Source organism: Desulfatibacillum alkenivorans DSM 16219 (assembly GCF_900142135.1).
Classification (GTDB): Bacteria; Desulfobacterota; Desulfobacteria; order Desulfobacterales; family Desulfatibacillaceae; genus Desulfatibacillum; species Desulfatibacillum alkenivorans.
Genome location: NZ_FQZU01000003.1, coordinates 20914 through 41344, shown reverse-complemented (window position 1 = coordinate 41344; position 20431 = coordinate 20914). Strand labels below are relative to the sequence as shown.

Genomic DNA, 20431 nt, shown 5'->3' with positions numbered 1-20431 from the left:
GTTTTGTCTCCGTTTATACTTCCACCCATCTTTCGATGTACTTTCTCGTCTCATCCACCTTCAAAGGCTTCGACAAGAACAATGTGGCGCCCATCTTCAACAAATTGGCCACGGCCTTGGGGCCGACAACGGCTGAAATGATGATGATCGGCAAGTTCTGAAACTCCTCCCGGGCCCGGACCAATTCGATCAAATCCCGGCCGTCCATTTCGGGCATCATGACATCCGTGATCAACATGGAAATGTCCGGGTTGGTTTCCAGAGTTTCCCAGGCATGGCGACCATTGGGGCTCATAATGACGGAATGGCCCATGCCTTCCACAATTTTGTACAACACTTTCCTGGTGATCAAGTCATCTTCAGCTATCAGGATTTTCGCCATGACAAATTTCCTCCAGATTATAATTCCCAACCGTCCCTGCCAGGGGAGGTTATTTTCACTTTTCCGGTGTCGACATCCACGGAAACGCTGCGGCTGATTCGACCGCCAATGTCTTCCGCCCTGGGCCCCATGCCGAATTTCCACAACGCCTTTTTAATGGCCAAAGCGTTTCGTTTGCCTATATTGAAAGTGTTGTTCGGATCCATAACGTTGGCGCCTCCGACCAGTTTAATAATCATCCCTTTGCCCACGTTGTCCGAACCTAACTTCTTCATTTCCCCTAAAAGAGCCGGCACCGCCGTGTCTGCAAAATGGCCCGGCTTTTTTTGACTCCTAGCAGGATCTATGGAGCTTTCGGGCAGGACCACGTGAACCATAGCAATGCACCTTGCTTTCGGGTCCATCATGATCAGGGCGACGCATGACCCCAGGGCCAGGGTTCTTAATTCCTGCCCCGGGGTCCTGGTTGCGCCCATGTCGCCTAGTCCTAGGAATATTTTTTTCATGCCGCCAACCTGTTCACCATATTGATTACAGTCTGAGCCATATCCCCCAAAGGAACCAATTTCTTTGCGCCGCCGCGCGCATAGGCTTCTTTTGGCATGCCAAAAACTACGGAAGTCGCCTCGTCCTGGGCCACGCACAGAGCGCCGGCGTCCGCCATAGCCTTCATGCCTGTGCATCCATCCGAGCCCATGCCGGTCAGCATGACGCCCACGGCGTTTTTGCCCACTTCCTTGGCCACGGACTGCATCATCACCTCCACCGATGGGCAATGGCCCATGACCGGCTCGCCCGGTTTAACCTCCACCTGGTATATGCCGCCCCTGCGAACGACGCGCATCTGCTTGCCGCCCGGGGCGACCAGCACCCTCCCCGCCATAATCCGGTCTCCGTTCTCCGCTTCCTTGACCATCATGGGACTCAGGGAGTTTAGCCTGTCTGCAAACATTTTTGTAAAACCCGCGGGCATGTGCTGAACAATAATCACTCCGGGCATGGTGACGGGAAAACGGGTGATGACCTCCTTAATGGCTTCGGTCCCGCCCGTGGAGGCCCCAATGGCCACGACCTTGTCCGTGGATTCCTCCAGGGCCGAGCTTTGAATGGGTCCCCGGGCGCCTCTTTCCACCCTTTTTCCCTTCCAATGGGAAACATCCACGGTAGAGGCCAGCTTTACCTTGGTGGACAATTCCATAAGCATGGAGCTCAGACCCGCGGCGACGTTGGAGCGCGGCTTGGAAACAAAATCCAGGGCGCCCGCCTCCAGAGCATCGAAGGTGATCTTCTTGCCGCTTTCCGTCAAGGAACTGACCATCACAACCGGGATGGGAAACTGAGGCATGAGCTTGCGCAGGAATTCCACTCCGTCCATGCGCGGCATTTCCACATCCAGCGTCAACACATCAGGCCGAAGCTGAACGATTTTATCCCTGGCCTCATAGGGGTTGGAAGCGGTTCCTACCACCTGGATGCCCGGGTCTTTGGCAAGACCCGTGGATAGGATCTCGCGGACCAGAGCTGAGTCATCCACTATTAGCAGTCTAATCGGTCTAGTAGGCATCATCCCTCTTTTCTGCGGTAAACTGCCGGCATCACGTACTCCAGCCTCCGCAAATCCCTGCCCAGGGATTCCGAGTGTCCTATGAACAGATATCCCCCAGGCGTCAAGCAGTCGCAAAATCGGCTCACCAGGGCCTTGCGCGTTGGAGAATCAAAATAAATCATCACGTTTCGGCAAAAAATTACGTCAAACGGCTTCCTGAAAGGAAATTGGGAGTTCATCAGATTAAAGCGCCTGAAAACGATTTCCTTCTTTACTTTGTCGACCACCGACCATTGTCCGTCAGGCCTGCGGCTAAAGTACTTGTTTCTTATGGCGGTCGGCAATTGAGCGACTCTTTCGTCGGAGTAAAGCCCTGAGGCGGCCACGGACAGGGCGTCCGCCGAAATGTCCGTGGCTAAAAGACCTGCATTCCACCGGGAGTATTCACTCCCGAAGAAATCCAACATGCGAATGACCAGGGTGTAGGCTTCTTCGCCCGTGGAACAGCCGGCGCACCAAATCCTAAGGTCCAGCTCCTTTTTGGCTTTATGGCGTCTATCCGCTTCCGGGAGGGCGGTTTTGCTGAAGAATTCAAAATGATCTTTTTCCCTCTCAAAATACGTATAATTGGTGCTGATCCTGTTCACGAACTCAGACAGGAGTTGGCCGCTTCCGTCTTTTTGCAGCATGTCGTAATAAGCTGAAAACGTGGGAATGCTCCTGGAGCGGAGAATCTTTTGCAGTCTGCCGACTACCAGGGACCTTTTGGCTGGCGTGAGATTGATTCCAAACCGGTCGTAAACCATCTTCCGGATGGACTCGAACTCTTTGTCAGTCAAACGCATCATACTCGTCGGCGAACGGTCCTCCGGCATGCCGGCGTCATTTATGGTTTGCTCCATCACAACAAGCGCTCCCACCTATGGCTTCAGACTGCACGTGTGTTTTACATTTTCAACAGCAGCAAGGGCTTAATACTTGCCAAAGTCGCTGTCATCCAGGGCGATGACTTCTTCAGGCCTGACCACCGCGCCTTTAGAGCCTCCGCCGCCCCAGCCTCCGCCGGCCGGCGCAGACGCCTTGTTCGGCTTGGGCGCCTCATGAGCCTCGGGGAGCGCCTGCCGGAAGGACTGGCGGCTGGAGGAGCTTTGCACGCCCTTGAGCTTAAACCGCGCAAGCAGCGACCGCATTTCAGTCGCCTGAGCGGAAAGCGCTTCGGAGGCCGCCGAAGTCTCTTCGGCGTTGGCCGTATTCTGCTGGGTGGCGTCGTCTATCTGGGAGAGGCCCACATTGATCTGGGAAATCCCCTGGGCCTGCTCGTTGGAGGCGGCGGCGATCTCGCCCACAAGGTCCGCCACCTTGGTTACGGTTTCGTTGATGCCGGAAAGGGCTTCGGCCGTTTTTTGCGCAATATCGCTGCCCGCAGCCACCCTTTGGCCCGAGCCTTCAATCAGCTCCGCAGTCTCCTGGGCGGCTTTGGCGCTTCTGGCCGCCAGGGAGCGCACTTCCTGAGCCACCACGGCGAAGCCTTTGCCGTGCTTGCCCGCCCGGGCCGCTTCCACGGCTGCGTTCAAAGCCAGGAGGTTGGTCTGGAATGCGATATCATCAATGGTTTTGATGATCTTGGCGATCTGATCCGAGGACGCGGTAATGGCGCTCATGGCGTCAACCATTTCGTCCATCTGCTGCCCGCCCTGCGTACCGGCCTGCCTGGCGGCTTCGGCCAGTTGATTGGCCTGGGCTGCATTGTCGGCGTTGGTTTTGGTCTGAGCAGCGATTTCAGTTAAAGAGGCGCTGATTTCCTCGATGGAGGAAGCCTGCTCCGTGGCGCCCTGGGCCAGGGACTGGCTGGCGCCCGAAACCTGGGTGGCGCTTTCGTCCACCTGGTTGGCGGATCCAAACAAGTCGCCGATGACATCGTTCAGGTTTTCCGTCATGGCTACCAGGGCAAGGCCCAAAGCGTCCTCCTGGGACTCCAGCTTCAATTCCGCCCTCAAATCGCCGGCGGCGATGGACTGGGCAAGCCCCTCCTTCTTTTTCAGCCTGCGAACCATGGTCACCATGGCGCTTTCCAGGGCTCCGATCTCGTCCCCCCGGGTAACCTCCTTCTGCTTGTCAAGCCTGCCGTTGGATACATGTATGGCCAGCTCTTTCGCCGCGATAATCGGATTGATGATGGACTTGGTCATGAAAAAGCCGATGAGCAGCATGGAAATTGCCAAGCTGACGGCGATTACCACAACCAGGAACCAAATGAGGGTGGATATGTCCTTGTTGGTTTCTTCGATTTTCGCCGCAACCGCGGCTTCGATGGAGTCGATGAAAAAGCCCGTGCCCACGATCCAGCCCGTCTCCGGATGCAGTTTGACAAAGGAGAGCTTAGGCTCTTTTTTGGTGGTTCCGTCCTCCAAGGTTTTGGGCCAAATGTATTCCACAAAGCCCTCGCCGTCTTTCAAACAGACGTCCACGCCGGCTTGCATGAAGTTCTGGTTTGTCCCCTTGGTGCAGTTGTACGCCGGATCGTCCATGATCTTGCCTTCCAGTTGGGGAGACAAGGGATGCATGATCATGCGGGGCAAGGGGCGGGTGGTATCGTTGATCCAGAAGTAGCCGGCGCCGTTTTCATAACGAAGTTTCCTGACCTCCTCAATGATTGAATCCTTCGCCTCTTCCAAGGCGTCATCCACGTAAATGCCCGTGCCCAAGACCCAGTTCCACTGGGGAATCAGCTTGACGTACGACAGCTTGGGGCGCTCCTCGGTGAGGCCTGTTTTAAGGGGTTTGGGCCATTTGTAATCCACAAAACCCTCGCCGCTCTTCTTGGCGACTTCCACGGCGGCGGCGAACAGGTTTTTTCCCACCCCCATGGCGCAGTTGTATTGCGGATTGTCCAGAATCGTCCCGTTCAACTGGGGGGACGTGGGATGCATGATCATTTTTGGAATAGGCAAAGTGGTGTCATTGATCCAGATATAGCCCGTGCCATCATCGTACCGATAGGCTCTTACCAGGGCTTCCACACGGGACTTGGCCTCCATCTCGCTCATTTCGCCGGCCGCGATAAGGGCCAGGTGCTCGTCCACAATGCTCTGGACCATTTCGATGATGTTTCGCAGGCGATGGCCGTAGATTTTTTCCAAGTGGGCCGGGTCCTGAGCGTTTTTGTAGCTGGATTCCACGCTGGCATAGGCGATGTCCACATAGTCCTTTAAGCGGTTTTCCGCCTTGGTCATCTCTTCCATGCGGGTTGTTTGGGCGGCTGCTTTGGCGGTGGACTTCAGCTCGTAAATGATGACCGAGCACAGCACGACGCCGGTGGCAAGCATCACCAAAGTGAACATCAGCAATATTTTAGACCTAATACCCATTTTTTTTACCATGGCATCTCTCCTCTGCTCAGCAACATTCCAATTGCACTGGGGCTGCATACTGAAGGCGCCGCCCATATAACCAAGTATTTGCCGGTTAGTATTTGCCGAATTCTCCGTCATCCAAGGCTATTAACTGGTTAGGCTCAACGGTCCGGCTTCCGGAGTCATCCTGCCCCCAACCATCCTGAATCCGGGGCCTGTTCCCGGCCGCCGGCCTGACCGTCTTCGCTCTTTCGCCTGAATATGCGGCCTTGCAGGCTCCGTCGCCCTTGATTTTAAAACGGGCGAGCTGCGCCTGGACCTGCGTGGACTGCGCTGACAGGGCCTGGGCCGCCGCGGAGGTTTCCTCCGCGTTGGCGGTGTTTTGCTGGGTGGCGTCGTCGATTTGGGAGAGGCCGATGTTAATCTGCGAAATCCCCTGGGCCTGCTCATTGGACGCGGCGGCGATTTCGCCCACCAGATCCGCCACCTTGGTGATGGTGTCATTGATGCCCGTCAATGCTTCCGCCGTTTTTTCGGCGATATCATTTCCGTCGGACACCTTGTGGGAGGAGCCTTCGATGAGGTCGGCGGTTTCCTGAGCCGCCTTGGCGCTCCGGGCGGCCAGAGAACGCACTTCCTGGGCCACGACGGCGAAGCCTTTGCCGTGCACGCCGGCTCTGGCTGCTTCCACGGCGGCGTTCAGGGCCAACAGGTTGGTCTGAAAAGCTATGTCATCGATGGTTTTAATAATTTTGGCGATCTGCTGGGAGGACTCGTTGATGGCGCTCATGGCGTCCATCATTTCGCCCATGCGGGAAGCGCCTTTATCTCCGGCCTTGCGGGCCTCCTCCGCCAGTTGATTGGCCTGGACCGCGTTGTCGGCGTTGGTCTTGGTCTGGGTGCTGATCTCGGACATGGAAGCGGAAATCTCCTCCAGGGAGGACGCCTGCTCCGTCGCCCCCTGGGCCAGGGACTGGCTGCTGTCGGATATCTGGCGGGCGCCCTCATCCACCTGCTGGCCTGAGATTGTAAGTTCTCCCACCACGCTGTTAAGGCTTTCCACCATGTCGAACAAAGCCTTGCCCAGGACGTCTTTTTCGGAGGCCACCACAATATCCTGGCACAGGTCTCCGGCCGCAATGCCCTTGGCGGCCTGGGCGCGCTCCCGCATTCCCAGGACCACGGCGTTCAACGCCTCGCCCATCTGTCCCAGTTCATCGTTTCCGGTTTCCAGTTGCGCGGAGAGATCGCCCATTTGCAGTTTTTTGGCCAGCCCCACCACCTGATGGACAGGCTTGATAACCATTCCGCCTATCAGGAACCAAGCCCCGACGCTGACAAAAGCCACCACAAAAAAACCGATGATGCCCAGCAGATTGCGGATCTTGTATGCAGAGGCCATGAATTCCTCCACATTGGAAGTGAGGGCCAGGCGCCAGCCGGAGCGGGGAATGATGCTCATGGCCGCAAACTTATCCACCCCTTTGAAGTTGTAGTAAAAACTTTTTGATTGCGAAGCCATCAAATCTTCGCCGAAAGGAAGATCATGCACATTAAGCGAAAGAATAAGGTTTGGGTCCGGGTGGACCAGCGTGGCGCCATCGGAGCCGACCAGGAATCCGTAGCCGGTTTTTCCGTACTTGATGGTATTTACGAATTTTTGGGCGATGGTATCCAGCGTCAGCGTGCACAGCAACACGCCCTGAACGTTCTTCACTTCATGGGCCGCGTTTTCCGGATACACGGGAGAAAACACATTAAAGACGGTCTTGCCGCTTTTCCCGCTGCGGTACACGCGGGAAACGCCCTGTTCGCCGTTCAGGGCCTTTTTAAAGTCCGCACTGCCGCCGAAAGACTCGGTCTTTTCACCGGCGGCCGCTCCGGACGCGATCATCGTCCCCGTTTTGTCCAACAGGATGATGGCCTCGTAATCCTTGTAACCATCCAGCAATGCAGCCAGCAGTTCGCTCGCGGTTTTTCTCGCCGCCTTGCCCATGAAGGAATCCTGGGTGGAGGTGATGAGGGTCTTGTTGCCGCTCCAGCTTCCAATTTCCACGGCTCTGGCGTCCAGCCAGTCTGAAATCCTGTCCGCATTGGAGTTGATCTGGATTGCAAAACGGTTTTCCGAAACAGCAATGAGGGCCTCGGACACATACGAGTTGGTCACCAGAGTGGATAGCACCATTCCCAATATGATCAGCGCCGCTATGGGCAAAATGATTTTGTTGCGTAAATTCCACCTGATTTTGAATTTCATGCTCTTTCTCCTCTGTCCAAAATCCTGCGCCCCCTTTTTCCTCAGCGGGCTTTGTGCTCTGGCGACCCTGTCGTCCAAATCGCTTATTCCACCACGGTTGCCATTTCCAGAATGTTAAACGGAATTTCCACGCCCAGCTTTTCCGCTGTTTTGGCATTCACGTAAAACCTCGGGTCAGGATCGACCTGCACAGGCACATCCTTGATGGCTTTTCCCTGAACTATAACCTGATTCACCACTTCGGCCAGGATCATGCCCAGCTTGTTGTCATCGGCCACAAAGCCTCCCAGGGCGCCGGCTTTTACGGGCTTGTCGCTATAAGACAGAACCGGGGTGGATCCCGCCGCAGCCACAATGTTTGCCGCATTGTCAATGTGCAGGGCCTGACTTCCAATGATTATGGCTGACACCTTTCCTTCATATTCCTTGATGGCCGCCATGGCGTCGTCCGTGGTTGCGCACACTTTTTCGTTGTAGGCGACGCCGAAAAGCGAACAAGCCTCCTGGGTTCCCTTGCGATCCACGGCCGAGGAGGGATTCCCTTGCGCCAAAAGCAGCAACACGGATTCCATATTCGGAAGTATGGCCTTAAACACTTCAAACTGGGTTTTGGTGGGAAGGTAATAGGTGACTCCGGTGATGTTGCCTTCCGGAGCGTTCATGTCCTTCATGGTTCCCAATGTTTCCGGATTGTTGCAGCCGCCGATGAATGTGGGAATCGAAGGGGGGTTCGCCCCGAGCCACTTTGCTCCGTTGGAGCGCAGGATGATCATGCCCTGCTTTTCCGTCTGCCATTGTTTGACCACTTCCGCCAAATCGTCCAGGGAGGCGAGCTCCTTTCTGTACTCCACGTTGAAGCCTTTGCCTTCAGAGCCCGCCTCGAAGCCAGAGGCCACCCTGTTCGCCATGCCGGACTTTCCCACCCAGGCCAGCCCCAGTTCGGCGGCAATTCCCAGACCGGCGAGCATAGAAACCAACACGATGCATAAAACAGCGATCAACAGCCTTTTTGCTCCATTCATTGCTTCCTCCTTCATTGCGTGCATGAAAATTGCGACCAAAGAATTCCATTGAAAATGCATTTATCGGGATTGCCGCCTTGCTAAACCGCGGAGGCCACCTGGGCCATTTCCTCCTCGTAGAGCAGCTTTTGCACGTCCAGCAAAATTTTGACCTCCTCGTCGACCTTGCCTAGCCCCGAGATGTAACGGCTGCCCGGCCTGTTGCTGACTTTGGGCGGAGGCTGAACCTGGGATTCGGGGATATCCAGCACATCGCTGACCTTATCCACAATCAGGCCGATCTGCTGATCCATCATATTCACCACCAGCACGCAGGTGCGGTCGTCGTACTCCACGGTTTCCATGCCAAAACGGGTTCTTACATCCATAATGGGGATAACCTGCCCCCTCAGATTGATCACCCCCTTGACAAAGTCCGGCATGTCCGGCACTTCGGTGATTTTCTGGAGGCCGACCACCTCAAGGACATGCATGATTTCTATGCCGTACTCCTCTTCACCTACGCGAAAGGTGAAATAACGGTCTTTTTGAGTGTCTTCCCCGTCTTCGTCGTACAGGTCCTCATCCACCATTTGGTTTTCTTTGCTCATGATTGCTTCTCCCTAAAAAATTTTGATTAAGCGGCTTCCAGTCCCTGGGCTTTTCTGATCAGTCCCGCCACGTCCAGAATCAGGCTGACTTCGCCGTCGCCCAGGATGGTGCAGCCGGAAACGCCCCTCACACTGCCGATATAGTTTGACAGGCCCTTGATAACCGCCTGTTGATCTCCCAGGATTTCATCCACGAACAAACAAGCCATCTCGCCCCTGTTTTCCACAATCACCAAAAGGCCTTCTTCCAGCTTATAGTTATCGGGCCGGGTGTTATGGAGTTCGTGAACCCGGTATATGGGAAGCAGTTGGCCGCGCACCATGACCAGTTCCTGACCGTCCATGGTTTTAGTGATCATCTCTTTTGTCACCTGGATGTTTTCACGGACCGCCAAAAGGGGAATGGTGTATTTTGCTTTGCCCACGCGCACCAGCAGCCCCTCAATAATGGCCATGGTCAAAGGCAGGCGCAGCACTATGGTGCATCCGTGGCCCGGGTTATTGCGTACATCGATGTGCCCCTTGATGCGTTCGATGTTCTTTTTGACCACGTCCATGCCCACTCCGCGGCCGGAGATGTCGGTCACTTGCTTGGCCGTGGAGAAGCCGGGATGAAAAATCATGTTATAAACGTCCGAATCGCTCAGATCGGAGCCGTCGCCGTTTACAAGCCCGCGTTCTATGGCCTTGGCCAGGATGTTTTCGCGACTCAGACCCCGGCCGTCGTCCCGGATGAGTATCCAGACTTCGCCGCCCTCATGGCCGGCCTGAAGCAGAATTTCCCCGGTTTCTTCCTTGCCGGCGGTCTTTCTTTCGTCCGGCGGCTCCAGGCCGTGATCGATGGAATTGCGAACCAGGTGCACCAGGGGGTCGGCTATGATTTCCGCGACGGTCTTGTCAATTTCCGTATCTTCGCCGACCAGGGTGAGATTGATCTTCTTGCCGGCCTTGGCTGAAAGGTCGTGGACCAGGCGGATCATCTTTCGAAACACACCCGCGATGGGAATCATGCGCACGGACAGGGAAATATCCTGAAGGTCGCGAACTATCTTGCTCAGGTGCATGGCGGACTTTTCAAAATTCTCAAAATCGTGGCCCACCAGATCCGGGTTGCGAGTGACCATGGTTTCTGCAATCACCAGTTCGCCCACAAGATTGATCAAATGGTCCAGCTTCGCCAAATCCACGCGGATGTCCTGACGAACAATGGTTCTTGGGGCGGCCTTGGTTGCGGGAATTTCCTTGGGCTTGGCCGGAACGGCCTTGGGACCTGCTGCGTCCTGGGGAGCCTCGGGCGCCTTTTCCTCCTCCAGCTTGATTTCCATACTGGGCAGGGGAGATTCCTCCTCCGGACCAGGGGCGGAGGCCGGCTCAGCCGGCCCTGCAGCCATAGCCTGGGGCTCAGCAGCGGGCTCCGGCTCGGCGTCCGGTTCAGAGGCTTCGGGCAGAATTTCATCCAGGAGTTGCACATACAACTCCAGGTTATCGATATGGCCCTTGCCGCCGCTTGAAACGTCGGCCACGGCGTCCCGCAAAATATCCACTAATTTTAACAAGATTCCGGTGTTGTCCGAGGTGGGGGCGATAATGCCTTCCTTGACGCCGCTGAGGACGTTTTCCATCCTATGGCTCATGCGTTCGGGATCGGAAAGCCCCATGAATCCGCAATTGCCCTTAAAACTGTGCATGGCGCGAAAGGCTTCATGGACGGGTTCGCCCGTGGTGTCGTCCTCCATGGTCAGGAGCATCGCCTCGCATTGCTCCAGCAACTCGTCCGCCTCGGTGACAAACCGGTCCAGCATTTCCTGGGTTATGGGGATTTCAAATTCGTCAAAGGAAAAATCAGCAGCGGCGGCCGGCTCGGGCTCCGGTTTCGCCACAGGCTCAGGAGGCGGAGGAGGCGGCTCGGGGGGCTTGACAGGCTCGGGCTTTTTCGCTTTCGGAGCAGGAGAGGCGTCGCCGCCGCCCTGGCTGATGGCAATGCCCAACTCCTCCACCAAACCGCTCACGGAATCTTCAAACCCTTTATCCGTCAAATTCGCATCCACGCTCGCCAAAATCTCCCGGATAAGATCCATGGCCTTGAATAGAGTATCCATGTGGGCCCGGGTCATTTGGGTCTTGCCGGAACGAAACATATCCAGCAAGGTTTCCGCCTCATGGGTCAGCGAAGTGATGTTGTGCAACTCCAACATGCCCGCGCTGCCCTTCATGGAATGAAAAAGACGGAAGATGGAATTTATGGATTCGGTGTTTACTTGGTCAGGAACCTGTGAGGAAGCCTGAAGCTCTATGAGCTTGGGTTCCGCATCGTCCAACAGCTCCAGGCTGTCTAAAACAAATTCCCCAAGCAATGTAGCGTCTGCCATTTCGTCAACTCCTTCAATGCCCATATTCAGAAAACCGAAAAAGCGGCCTTAAATGCTTAATACGGCCTGTCCGCGCTATACGGAGGAGGAAAATTGCAATAATGGCGCCACCACTGATGAAAGCAAAAAAACCTTTGGATTCAAAGATCTTATATAAACCAGAAAGGCGGTTTTAGGTATTTTTTCGTTGAACGAAAACAAGGAGAGTCAAAATAATGGCGAGCGTTGCAAGGGAATTATTGACGGACAAAATGATATGCATGAAGACGCGGCCCGAATAAAGGCGGGCCGCGTCTCCCAATTTAATTGGTCTGCTGAGGAACAATCACTGCAACAGCCGCTTTTTCATTGAGCAGATACTTTTTGGCGTATCCTGCAACGTCCTGCGCAGTGATCGAGGAGTAGTCCTGCAGGATGGATCTGCACCACTCCAACTGCTGAGGGTGAATGGAAGAACCCGAGAGGACCGTGTTCAACCAATACGGATTTGTCCGCAGCATGTCCTTAATGCTTGTGACCGACGGCGCCAGGGCCCGCTCCACTTCGTCCTTGTCCGGGCCGTTTGCAGCCAATTCCTCTGCGATTTTCTTCACCACATCCACCACTTCGTCCGCCTTTGAAGGGTCAATGGTAATGGAGGCGGCCAGGTATCCGTATCCCGGATAGGCTCTCCTGGGATGGTTCCATGCCTGGGGGGAGTAGGTAAGGCCCAGTTTTTCGCGGACGTCCTTTCTTAAGCGGTCGGAGAACACTTCCGCCATGATGCTCAAACGGCGGGTGCGGGAGATATCCCAGACGTCCTCCGTGGGAAAGGCCACAAGCACCATGCCTTTGATGATTTTTGTATCCACCTTGAACAACCGGGACTCCCCGGACGGGAACTCAATGTTAACCCCCCTGGCTTCCTTTAAAGGCGTTCTTTCAGGCAACGAGCCCAAATAGAGGGCGGCCAGGCTTTTCACTTCATCCACATCCAGGTCTCCCACGATGGAAAGCTCTATGGGGGCGGACCTTAACGCCGGGGCCGTCCAGTTTTCTGCGTCCTCCAGAGTCAATGCCATGAATTGATCGCGGGGAGGCATTCCAAACCTGGAGTCCGTGCCGGCGAAAAACGGCATGACATGAAGCTGCATGGCCCCTTCCACAGTGTGGGACAGGTCATCGTACATCTGCTCAAACTGCTTCATGGAACGGTCATAAGCGTCCTGCCGGAACACGGGATCCCGAAGATAATGGCTGTATAACTGGAAAAGCAGGGGCAGTTCCTTGGGAATGGTCGCTCCGTCAATTAAAAAGGCCTCTTCCTTGGCTTTGAGGCCGACGGAAGTGCTGGCGCCGGCCAGGGCCCGTTTCAATTCATCGTGGGTCATGCCGCCCAGGCCGCTTTTATTAAAAACGGAAGGCGCCAGGTACGCCAAACCGGGCTTGCCGGCGGGCTCCTGGGAGCGTCCCGAGCCAAGGCGCATGGAAGCCAGAATCTGGCTGTCCTTGAAGTCGGTTTTCTTGATGTTGACCGAGACTCCGTTTTCAAAAACCAGACGGACCACGCCCAAGTCGTCGATCGTCTCCTCCTCAGCCACTTTGCCGGGCTCCTGCGGCTCCGGCAAATAGGGAAAGGCCTTGGCCTCCCGTTTTTCGGGCTTGTGGACCGGGGTCCTGGCGCTGGCTTCAAAAACGGTTTCAATGTATTCTTCCGGCGTCTCCCCTTTTGGGCCGATGGCCGCGTTTCCAGTCACCAGAACAAGCCGATGGCTGGAAGGCCACGCCTTCCTGAGCGCTTTGTGCAACGCCCGGCGGGAGGCCTCGCTTACAACAGGCCCAAACAGCTCCTTTTCCTGGGCGGGGCTCATCATCACTTCGTCGCTCATGACGTTCCTGACCACAAGCCTGGCCAGGGAATCGCTGTTTCTGGTCCCTGCCTTGGCGACTGCCGTATCCAGATTGGCCAGGAATTCCTTTTGCACCCGATCCACTTCCTCCTGGGTAAAACCGTAGCGCAGGGCCTGACGAAGCGCCTGCTCCATGGCAGCCAGGGAGCCCTCCCAGTTTTCGGGAGCGCAGTCAGCGGAAATGCTGGAGTAATTATAGCGATTCAAAAACAGGCCGGAGCCGATGGACGCATCGGTGAAGGGCGCGTCAGGCTGCTCTTTGAGATAATCCAGCCGGTACTTGACGATCCTGTTGGCCATGGCCTCCAAAACCCGTTTCTTTTGCACGGCGAAGGAATCGGGTTTGGGCTTCACGGTTGAAATGGTTTCTATGCTTACGGAGGTGTTTCCGGCCTCAGACTCATGATGGTAAAAGGTTTTCGTCCCTTTGTGGACCACCTTTTCCAGTTCCTCCTCCCGGGGCGCTTCGCTCCTGGCCTTGAAAGGCCCAAAGGCTTTTTCAATCAAGGGAACGGCCGTCTGGGGGTCGAAGTCCCCCACCATGACCAAGAACATGTTATCCGGCCTGTACCAGGCGTCGTAGAATTCCTTGAGAAGAGTTTGGTCCGCAGCTTTAATCACCTCTTCGGTTCCAATGGGCATGCGATAGGATATCTTGGCGTGGTCCATGAAAAACTTGAGGGATTCCTCAAAGGTCCGGCTCCCGACGGAATCGCGGGTTTGCTTCTCCGCCAGGATGACGCCCCGCTCCCGTTCGATTTCCTCAGGCAATAAAAACAGGCCGTAGGAGTAATCCGCCATGACGGTGAGCCCCTTTTCCAGGCTTTCCTTGGTTCCGTCGGGCAGAAGAAGCTGGTACACGGTTTCGTTGAAGCCGGTGTGGGCGTTTACGTCGTTGCCAAAGCGCATACCAATGGTTTGAAAATACTGGACCAACTCGCCAGGGGGAAAATGCTCCGAGCCGTTAAAGGCCATGTGCTCCAGATAATGGGCCAAGCCGCGCTGGTTTTCCTCTTCGTTCAAAGACCCGGCTTTGACGCCCAGCTTGATGGAAACCCTGTTTTTGGGCTCTTCATTATGCATGAGGACGTACCCAAAGCCGTTGGACAGGCGGCCGAAGGCCAGGGACGGGTCAGGGTTCAGATCGCTTTTCTCATGGGGCCAGACCGGTTGGGGGGCTTTGGCGGCCCAGAGGGCGGAGGGAAGCAGCAGGGCGAAAATCAATACAGCGGCCGCCGCCAGATAATAACGAGAGTTTTTCCTAAGCAATGCCATCATGCATCCTTTCATGGCTCCGGATCGTTGCGGATTTCCATGGCTTTATTGCGGTATCTTCACCGAGGGAAATAAAGCCGGATTGGTATGGGGGATGAACTTGGCCGCTGAAAAGCGGTTCATGAACTCCTGATTTACATTGAGCTCCATATAGGTGATTTTTTCGCGAATCTCCCTGACAAAGCCCACGGCTTCCCGTTGCAGCAAAACCTGGGTGGCGCCTTCCAGGGACGTATTGCCCAAGGCCTTGTATGTGGAAAGGGGCAGATCGGGGATCATGCCTATTGTAATGGCCGACACAGGGTCGATATAGGAGCCGAAGGTTCCTGCAATGTTGAATTCGGCCAGGTCGGTGAACGCCAGCCCCACCGTGTTGGTGATGGTGCGCAGAATGGTGTACATGGCGGCCTTGGAGCGCACCAGGCTGTCCAGGTCGGCCTGGGAGAACAATAAGGCCCGGCCGTTGGCGGAGTCTTCTTCGCTGACAATAATCAACGCCGGAATTTCATCCAGTTCTATCAGGCGGCCTTCGCAGGCTGTGGGAACCAGTTTGCCCCGCAGGTCGATCATGCCGGCCAGAAAAAGCTGGGCGGCCAGGTCGATGACGCCGGAGCCGCAAATGCCCACGGGCTTGATGCCTCCAATGGTTTGAAAAGCGAACTCGCGGGTTTGGGGGTCTATGCGGACCTTTTCAATGGCGCCGGGGCCTGCCAGCATGCCCATGGCGGTCACCCCGCCTTCCAGGGCGGGGCCGGCCGCGCCTGCGCAAGCCATAAGCCAGTCCTTGTTGCCCACCACCACTTCGGCGTTGGTGCCCACGTCCACCAACATGGAGACGTCTTCCTTGCAAACCATGTCCGAAGATAGAATTCCCGCCAAAAGGTCTCCGCCGAAATAACTGCCTACGTTGGGAAACACATAGACTCGCGCCGATTTGGCGAAGTCCAGGCCAATATCCCGGCACTTGAGAAAACCGGGGCTGTTGACCATGGGAGTGTAAGGCTCCCTAATGATCCAATAGGGATCCGCGCCCAGCAGCAAATGGGTCATGGCCGTGTTGCCGGCGGCGGCGACGCAATAAACGTCCTTGGGGGAAAGGCCGCAAGCGGCGGCCAGACGGGCGCCCTCCTGGCTGATGCCTTGGGCTATAAGGCTTTGAAGCTCCTCCAACCCGCCTTCCTGCTCGGCGTAATGAATTCTGGCCAGCACGTCCGGCCCTATCCGCCCCTGGGGATTGTCAAAAGAGGACTCCTTCAGAATCTGTCCGGTCCGCATGTCCACCAGGCGCAAAACCACGCGGGTGGTTCCCAGGTCCACGGCGAGCCCCGGCAACGGGCCGGCCTTTTTGGGCGCAACCCCCACAAGCGCCGCTTCCCCGCCCTGGCCGAAGAGCATGCAATCCATGGCGCCTTCTCCGGTGCGGAGAATTTTCGGGAGAGCCTTCAAAACCTCCAGGTCCACCGATATTTTCATGCCGTCCATGGTTTTTTCCAGCTGGCTGCATACACGTTCTACAAAAGCGGTATTATTCTCCAGGCTTGGCGCCGGTATTTCAACTGTCTGCACCCAGGCGCTTTTCGTGTGTGCGCCCGGCTCCGTGTTGGAATTTGCTGTACTCAAAACGCATTGGCTCCTGTTCGTCTTCTTATTTCCAAGCATGCCCCGGCGGAAGCCCCCGCATGCTTTCATAAAGGACTATGCCGGCCGTGGTCGACAGGTTCAGACTACGAATCTCATTGGTTATGGGCACATGATACACATTCCCCGGGTATTGGTCCAGAACGCCCTGGGGCAGCCCCCGGGTTTCCGCGCCCAAAACCAAAAATAAACGGTTCATGTGAGAGGGCATGTCCCAAAACGGACGGGCGCCAAATTTGGAGAACAAAAGGGTCTCATCAGGACCATTCCGCATCTTGGCGGAGAACTCGTCAAACGACTCCCAGGTGTGCAGCCGAACCCTTTCCCAATAATCCAGGCCGGCCCTTTTTACATGGCTGCTGTCTAAAGAAAAGCCCAAGGGCTTGATCAAATGCAGATCAGCGCCCGCGCCCAGGCATGTGCGGCCAATATTGCCCGTATTCCAATGAATTTCCGGTTCAACCAGTACTATGTGTCTTTCCATAACCCATACCCAAAGGGGCCTTCGACCCCAAGTTAGAATAGTATAATCATTGCCCAGGCCTTTGTCCCGTATTGGGATAGCCTTTTTTTCCCTAGGATTCAAGACAGGGCGGCCTTCTCGGAAAAAGGCATAAAGATTTCCGGTGATTCCAGGGGCCTGGACAGGGAGGGGAAAAGCTGTTCGGATGGGGCGAGGCAAAAGACGCTTGACAGTTATTATAGTTAGTAAATTTGCATCTTCGTACAATTTTTTAACCCAAATTAACTATTAATTACAATGCTTTATATTTGGTTTTATCATTATTTTTTGACTAGCTGCATTACTTTCTCTTGACAAGGGACTGCGAGGTTCTTATTATTTTCTCACCTTAGGGAAAAGACCCCCCCTTTTCTTAAAGGAGCCCCTGGCGGAGCGCCCTGCTCCAGCCAGGGGATTTTTTTTCGCCCTTCCTTGGCCCAACCATTGCCAAACGACGGATTATCACATAATAACCTCATATCGCCCCTTGGCTCTTGACGGACCTTTCCGGTTCTGGTTTCATAAAAAATTATGAGGGGGATTCACAGCCTGTCCAAGTGAGTTAGACAATTGGAATTATTTTTTTCAGGAGACGGCAAAGCTCCGCAATATATCCGCGCGCGCCGCAGCAGCAAAACGCTTTTATTCGGATTGGTTTCGGCGCTTTTAGCTATTATGTTTGCTTTCCAGGGGTGTTCGTCACATTTGGATGAGTCTCCGGGAAATTTCCAGACCCGCGCCTCCCGGACCTGTCCTCCCCATTCCGTAGCCCTGCTTCCATTTGAAAACCTGACCGAATGCCCTGAAATCGCCCAACTGGTGCGCGAGAGTTTGTACAGCCATCTGTCGCCCAAGCATTATGAGGACGTCGAACTTGGGGAGGTGGACGCCAGGCTGGAATCAGCAGGCCTTTCCAGCTTTGAGGACGTGCGGAACGTGGAGGTTCGCGAGTTGGGCGAACTTTTGCACGCCGACGCCGTGGTTTACGGGTCCGTCACCAAATGCAGCAGGGTGTATATCGGCGTGTTCTCTTCGGTCTGCGTAGCGACCTCGCTGGAAGTATATGACACCCGCACGGGAGAAAAGGTCTGGACGGACTTTGAGGAGGCCTGCTTTCATGACGGGGGGGTTCCCCTGGACGTTCTGTCCATCCCTCTTACGGCCATGCGCTCAGGCATGAACATGCGGGAAGTGGTTCGAGTGCGGGTGGTGGACGACCTTTGCCGCACTTTGGTCGCCCGGGTTCCCGCCGCCCAGGAGATGGAATTCCATGTGAAAGAGTCTGTGGGGGCGGATAGTTTTGAGCTGCAGGTGGGGGCTTTTCATGAAGAAGACGGCGCCGTGGAAACGGCGGCCTCCATGCATAAAAAGGGATTCTCCGCGTTCGTGCGCAAGGACGAGGAGCAGGGGAGCGTCTGGTACCGGGTTTTAGTAGGGCCTTTCAGTGATAGAAATGAGGCGGAATCCACCCTGGCCAGGGTCAGGGAGAGCGGGACGCAAGACGCCTTCATCCGCCGGTTTCACATCCCGGAGTAGGAGTTCATTCGGCGCCGTCCAGGGTTTTACGCACAATGCGGGCCAAATCCAGCCCTTTGGCCGGTTTGCTCAGCCAGGCGCTTGCGCCTGTTTCCTCAATCGCCTCGCCGGAGACTGCGTCATTGTACCCGCTGCACAAAATGCATTTGAGATCCGGCCGGATTTTGCGGATAAGCCGGATGAACCGATCCCCATTCATTCCGGGCATGGTTAGATCGGTAATCACCAGATCAAACCGCAAGGGATCCTCCTCCACCATGGCCAGAGCCTTTGCCGGGTCCAAAGCCTCCGTCACCGAGTAGCCCAACCGCTCCAGACGGATTTTATTGGTTCTTGCAATGGATTCTTCGTCGTCCACAAACAAAATGCTTTCCGTGCCGCCGGCAATGACATCCCCATTGGCAGCCTCCTGCTGCTCCTCGGCCTCCGCTGCGGGAAAGAAGCACAACGCCCGGGCGCCCCGGCCTTCTTCGCTCTCAATCCTGATTCCGCCTCCATGCCCCAAAAGGATTCCCTGCACCACGGAAAGCCCCATGCCCAGGTTGCGGCCGAACCCCCTGGTGGTGAAATAGGGCTCAAAGATCCGTTCCATGACCTGCGGTGCAATGCCATGGCCGTTATCCTGCACTTCCAGGCACACGTATTTTCCGGGAGGAAGGTCCTGCCCAAAAACCCGGAGAGGCGTAAAAAGTTCTTTGGTGTATATGCGAACCTCAATTAGTCCTCCGCTGCTCTCCAGCGCCTGGACTGAATTGGTGATTAATTGCACAACAACCTGCTGAATCTCTTGGGGATCCCCAAGAACCCATCCTTCATTCCGGGAGTAATTGGGACGAAACTCCACCCCTTTTCCGATTGTCCCTTGGATGAGCTTCAGGGCCTGCTTGGTAATAGGGCTTACGTTCAGCCGGGTTTTTCCCGATGGGGTTTTCCGGCTGAAACGCATAATTTGCTGCACCACTTTTTTGCCCCGGGCGCATGCAGCAATCACGTCCTGCAAAAACAACCGGCTTTCCATGTTTTCCGGGGCGTCTTCCAAAGCAAGCTCCGTGTTGCCGAGTATAATGCTTAATAAATTATTGAACTCATGGGCGATGCCTCCTGAAAGCGTTCCAATGGAGCGCATCCTGTGGGCGTGGAGCAATTGCTTTTCCATCCTTTGGATGTCTTCAATATCCTGGGCCAAAGCCAGGTTGGCCTCTTCCAGCTCCTTGGTTCTCATTTGGACCGTCTGCTCCAGACGGGCCGTTTGTCGCCACGAAAGCCTGATGGCTATTATAATGGCCGTGAGACCCGCCAGACCGAAAATCCAGGTGAGCGCGCGAGGCAGTTGGGGAGGCTTTTTCACCTCCATAGGCATGGAGGTCATGATCCAGGTTTGGTCAAGCACCCGGACGTTTTGCCTGTGGATCGTTCCCGGCAAGTGCTCGGGCCCGGAAAAAACATGGTCGTTCGGATCGGCCAGTTGTATGGAGATTCCCGCGTATTGTTCGTCCCCGATGGCTTCCTCCAGCAATGCCGGCAGGTCGTACACCCCTATGGCGAGGCCCAGAAACCTGCCGCCGCCGAAAATCGGCGCCCGGACAACCACGCCCATGCCGCCCTGACGCAAAGGAAAGGGGCCTTGCAGCGTGGCTTTCCTGGTTTCAATGGCTTTCCGTGTGAAAGGCCCTCTTTTCGGGTCCGTAATAAGGACCATTGGCCTGGTTATGGTGATCTCGTTGCCTTTGGGCGGATAAACGTAAGTTACCTGGGTTTGGGAGTCCGCGTACTGCAGGGCTCGGACCGGAGGATTTTTCTCCAACAAGGATTGGGCGAAGCGGGCGAATTCCTCCGGCTTTGTCCGGGGATGGATAATAAAAAGCGCTTCCAGAGCGCTTACGGCGTTAAACCGGGATTGGATGGTGTTTTCCAGACGGATGCGGGCGGTCTCCGACATGATAAGAAAGTCTTCCTGGTGCTTTCTTTCCACGTCCTTCAACAGCCACACGTCTATGAAGAAGAGCGCTGTCACGCCCACGCATGCTATGGCGAATAAAAGGAACGTCTTCACATGGACCCGCTTTGCCAGA

At 55.6% G+C, this 20431-nt stretch carries 14 protein-coding genes; 1 reads left to right on the top strand and 13 read right to left on the bottom strand.

Annotated elements, in window-relative coordinates; genetic code table 11:
- Positions 1-13: 13 nt before the first annotated feature.
- The 12 genes from BUE18_RS03665 to BUE18_RS03610 all read right to left on the bottom strand — a co-directional run bounded on the left by BUE18_RS03665 (position 14) and on the right by BUE18_RS03610 (position 16805).
- A complete protein-coding gene (locus BUE18_RS03665) occupies positions 14-382 on the bottom strand; it encodes a response regulator (RefSeq protein WP_073472956.1) in 369 nt (122 codons plus the stop codon).
- Positions 383-399: 17 nt separating this feature from the next.
- The gene (locus BUE18_RS03660) at positions 400-888 is read right to left on the bottom strand and encodes a chemotaxis protein CheD (RefSeq protein ID WP_073472954.1); all 489 of its coding nucleotides are present in this window, start codon (positions 886-888) and stop codon (positions 400-402) included.
- Positions 885-1949 carry a protein-glutamate methylesterase/protein-glutamine glutaminase gene (locus BUE18_RS03655; RefSeq protein ID WP_244549273.1) on the bottom strand — a complete coding sequence of 355 codons (1065 nt, stop codon included), beginning with the start codon at positions 1947-1949 and terminating at the stop codon, positions 885-887. The genes BUE18_RS03660 and BUE18_RS03655 overlap by 4 nt, the downstream gene beginning before the upstream one ends.
- Positions 1946-2830 carry a CheR family methyltransferase gene (locus tag BUE18_RS03650; protein ID WP_083610745.1) on the bottom strand — a complete coding sequence of 295 codons (885 nt, stop codon included), beginning with the start codon at positions 2828-2830 and terminating at the stop codon, positions 1946-1948. The genes BUE18_RS03655 and BUE18_RS03650 overlap by 4 nt, the downstream gene beginning before the upstream one ends.
- A 69-nt stretch (positions 2831-2899) precedes the next feature.
- Entirely contained in the window at positions 2900-5308 is a 2409-nt protein-coding gene (locus BUE18_RS03645; RefSeq protein WP_073472950.1) for a methyl-accepting chemotaxis protein, read from the bottom strand.
- Positions 5309-5393: 85 nt separating this feature from the next.
- Positions 5394-7538 (bottom strand): methyl-accepting chemotaxis protein, encoded by a 2145-nt coding sequence (locus BUE18_RS03640; RefSeq protein ID WP_073472948.1) that lies wholly within the window; start codon positions 7536-7538, stop codon positions 5394-5396.
- 83 nt (positions 7539-7621) lie between these two features.
- Positions 7622-8560, bottom strand: a complete 939-nt coding sequence (locus BUE18_RS03635) for an ABC transporter substrate-binding protein (RefSeq protein WP_170868256.1) — start codon at positions 8558-8560, stop codon at positions 7622-7624.
- Positions 8561-8640: 80 nt separating this feature from the next.
- Entirely contained in the window at positions 8641-9150 is a 510-nt protein-coding gene (locus BUE18_RS03630) for a chemotaxis protein CheW (protein ID WP_073472944.1), read from the bottom strand.
- Between the two features lie 26 nt (positions 9151-9176).
- Positions 9177-11519, bottom strand: a complete 2343-nt coding sequence (locus tag BUE18_RS03625; RefSeq protein WP_083610743.1) for a chemotaxis protein CheA — start codon at positions 11517-11519, stop codon at positions 9177-9179.
- 302 nt (positions 11520-11821) lie between these two features.
- Positions 11822-14686: a M16 family metallopeptidase gene (locus BUE18_RS03620; protein WP_170868255.1), complete on the bottom strand. Its 2865-nt coding sequence runs from the start codon at positions 14684-14686 to the stop codon at positions 11822-11824.
- 42 nt (positions 14687-14728) lie between these two features.
- Positions 14729-16303 carry an ASKHA domain-containing protein gene (locus BUE18_RS03615; RefSeq protein WP_073472938.1) on the bottom strand — a complete coding sequence of 525 codons (1575 nt, stop codon included), beginning with the start codon at positions 16301-16303 and terminating at the stop codon, positions 14729-14731.
- 25 nt (positions 16304-16328) lie between these two features.
- Positions 16329-16805 (bottom strand): tRNA (cytidine(34)-2'-O)-methyltransferase, encoded by a 477-nt coding sequence (locus BUE18_RS03610; protein ID WP_073472936.1) that lies wholly within the window; start codon positions 16803-16805, stop codon positions 16329-16331.
- A 723-nt stretch (positions 16806-17528) separates the two neighbouring features.
- Here BUE18_RS03610 and BUE18_RS03605 point away from each other — a divergent pair.
- Positions 17529-18359, top strand: a complete 831-nt coding sequence (locus tag BUE18_RS03605; RefSeq protein ID WP_170868254.1) for a GNA1162 family protein — start codon at positions 17529-17531, stop codon at positions 18357-18359.
- Positions 18360-18363: 4 nt separating this feature from the next.
- Here BUE18_RS03605 and BUE18_RS03600 read toward each other — a convergent pair whose 3' ends face one another.
- A complete protein-coding gene (locus BUE18_RS03600; RefSeq protein WP_073472932.1) occupies positions 18364-20412 on the bottom strand; it encodes an ATP-binding protein in 2049 nt (682 codons plus the stop codon).
- Positions 20413-20431 lie beyond the last annotated feature (19 nt).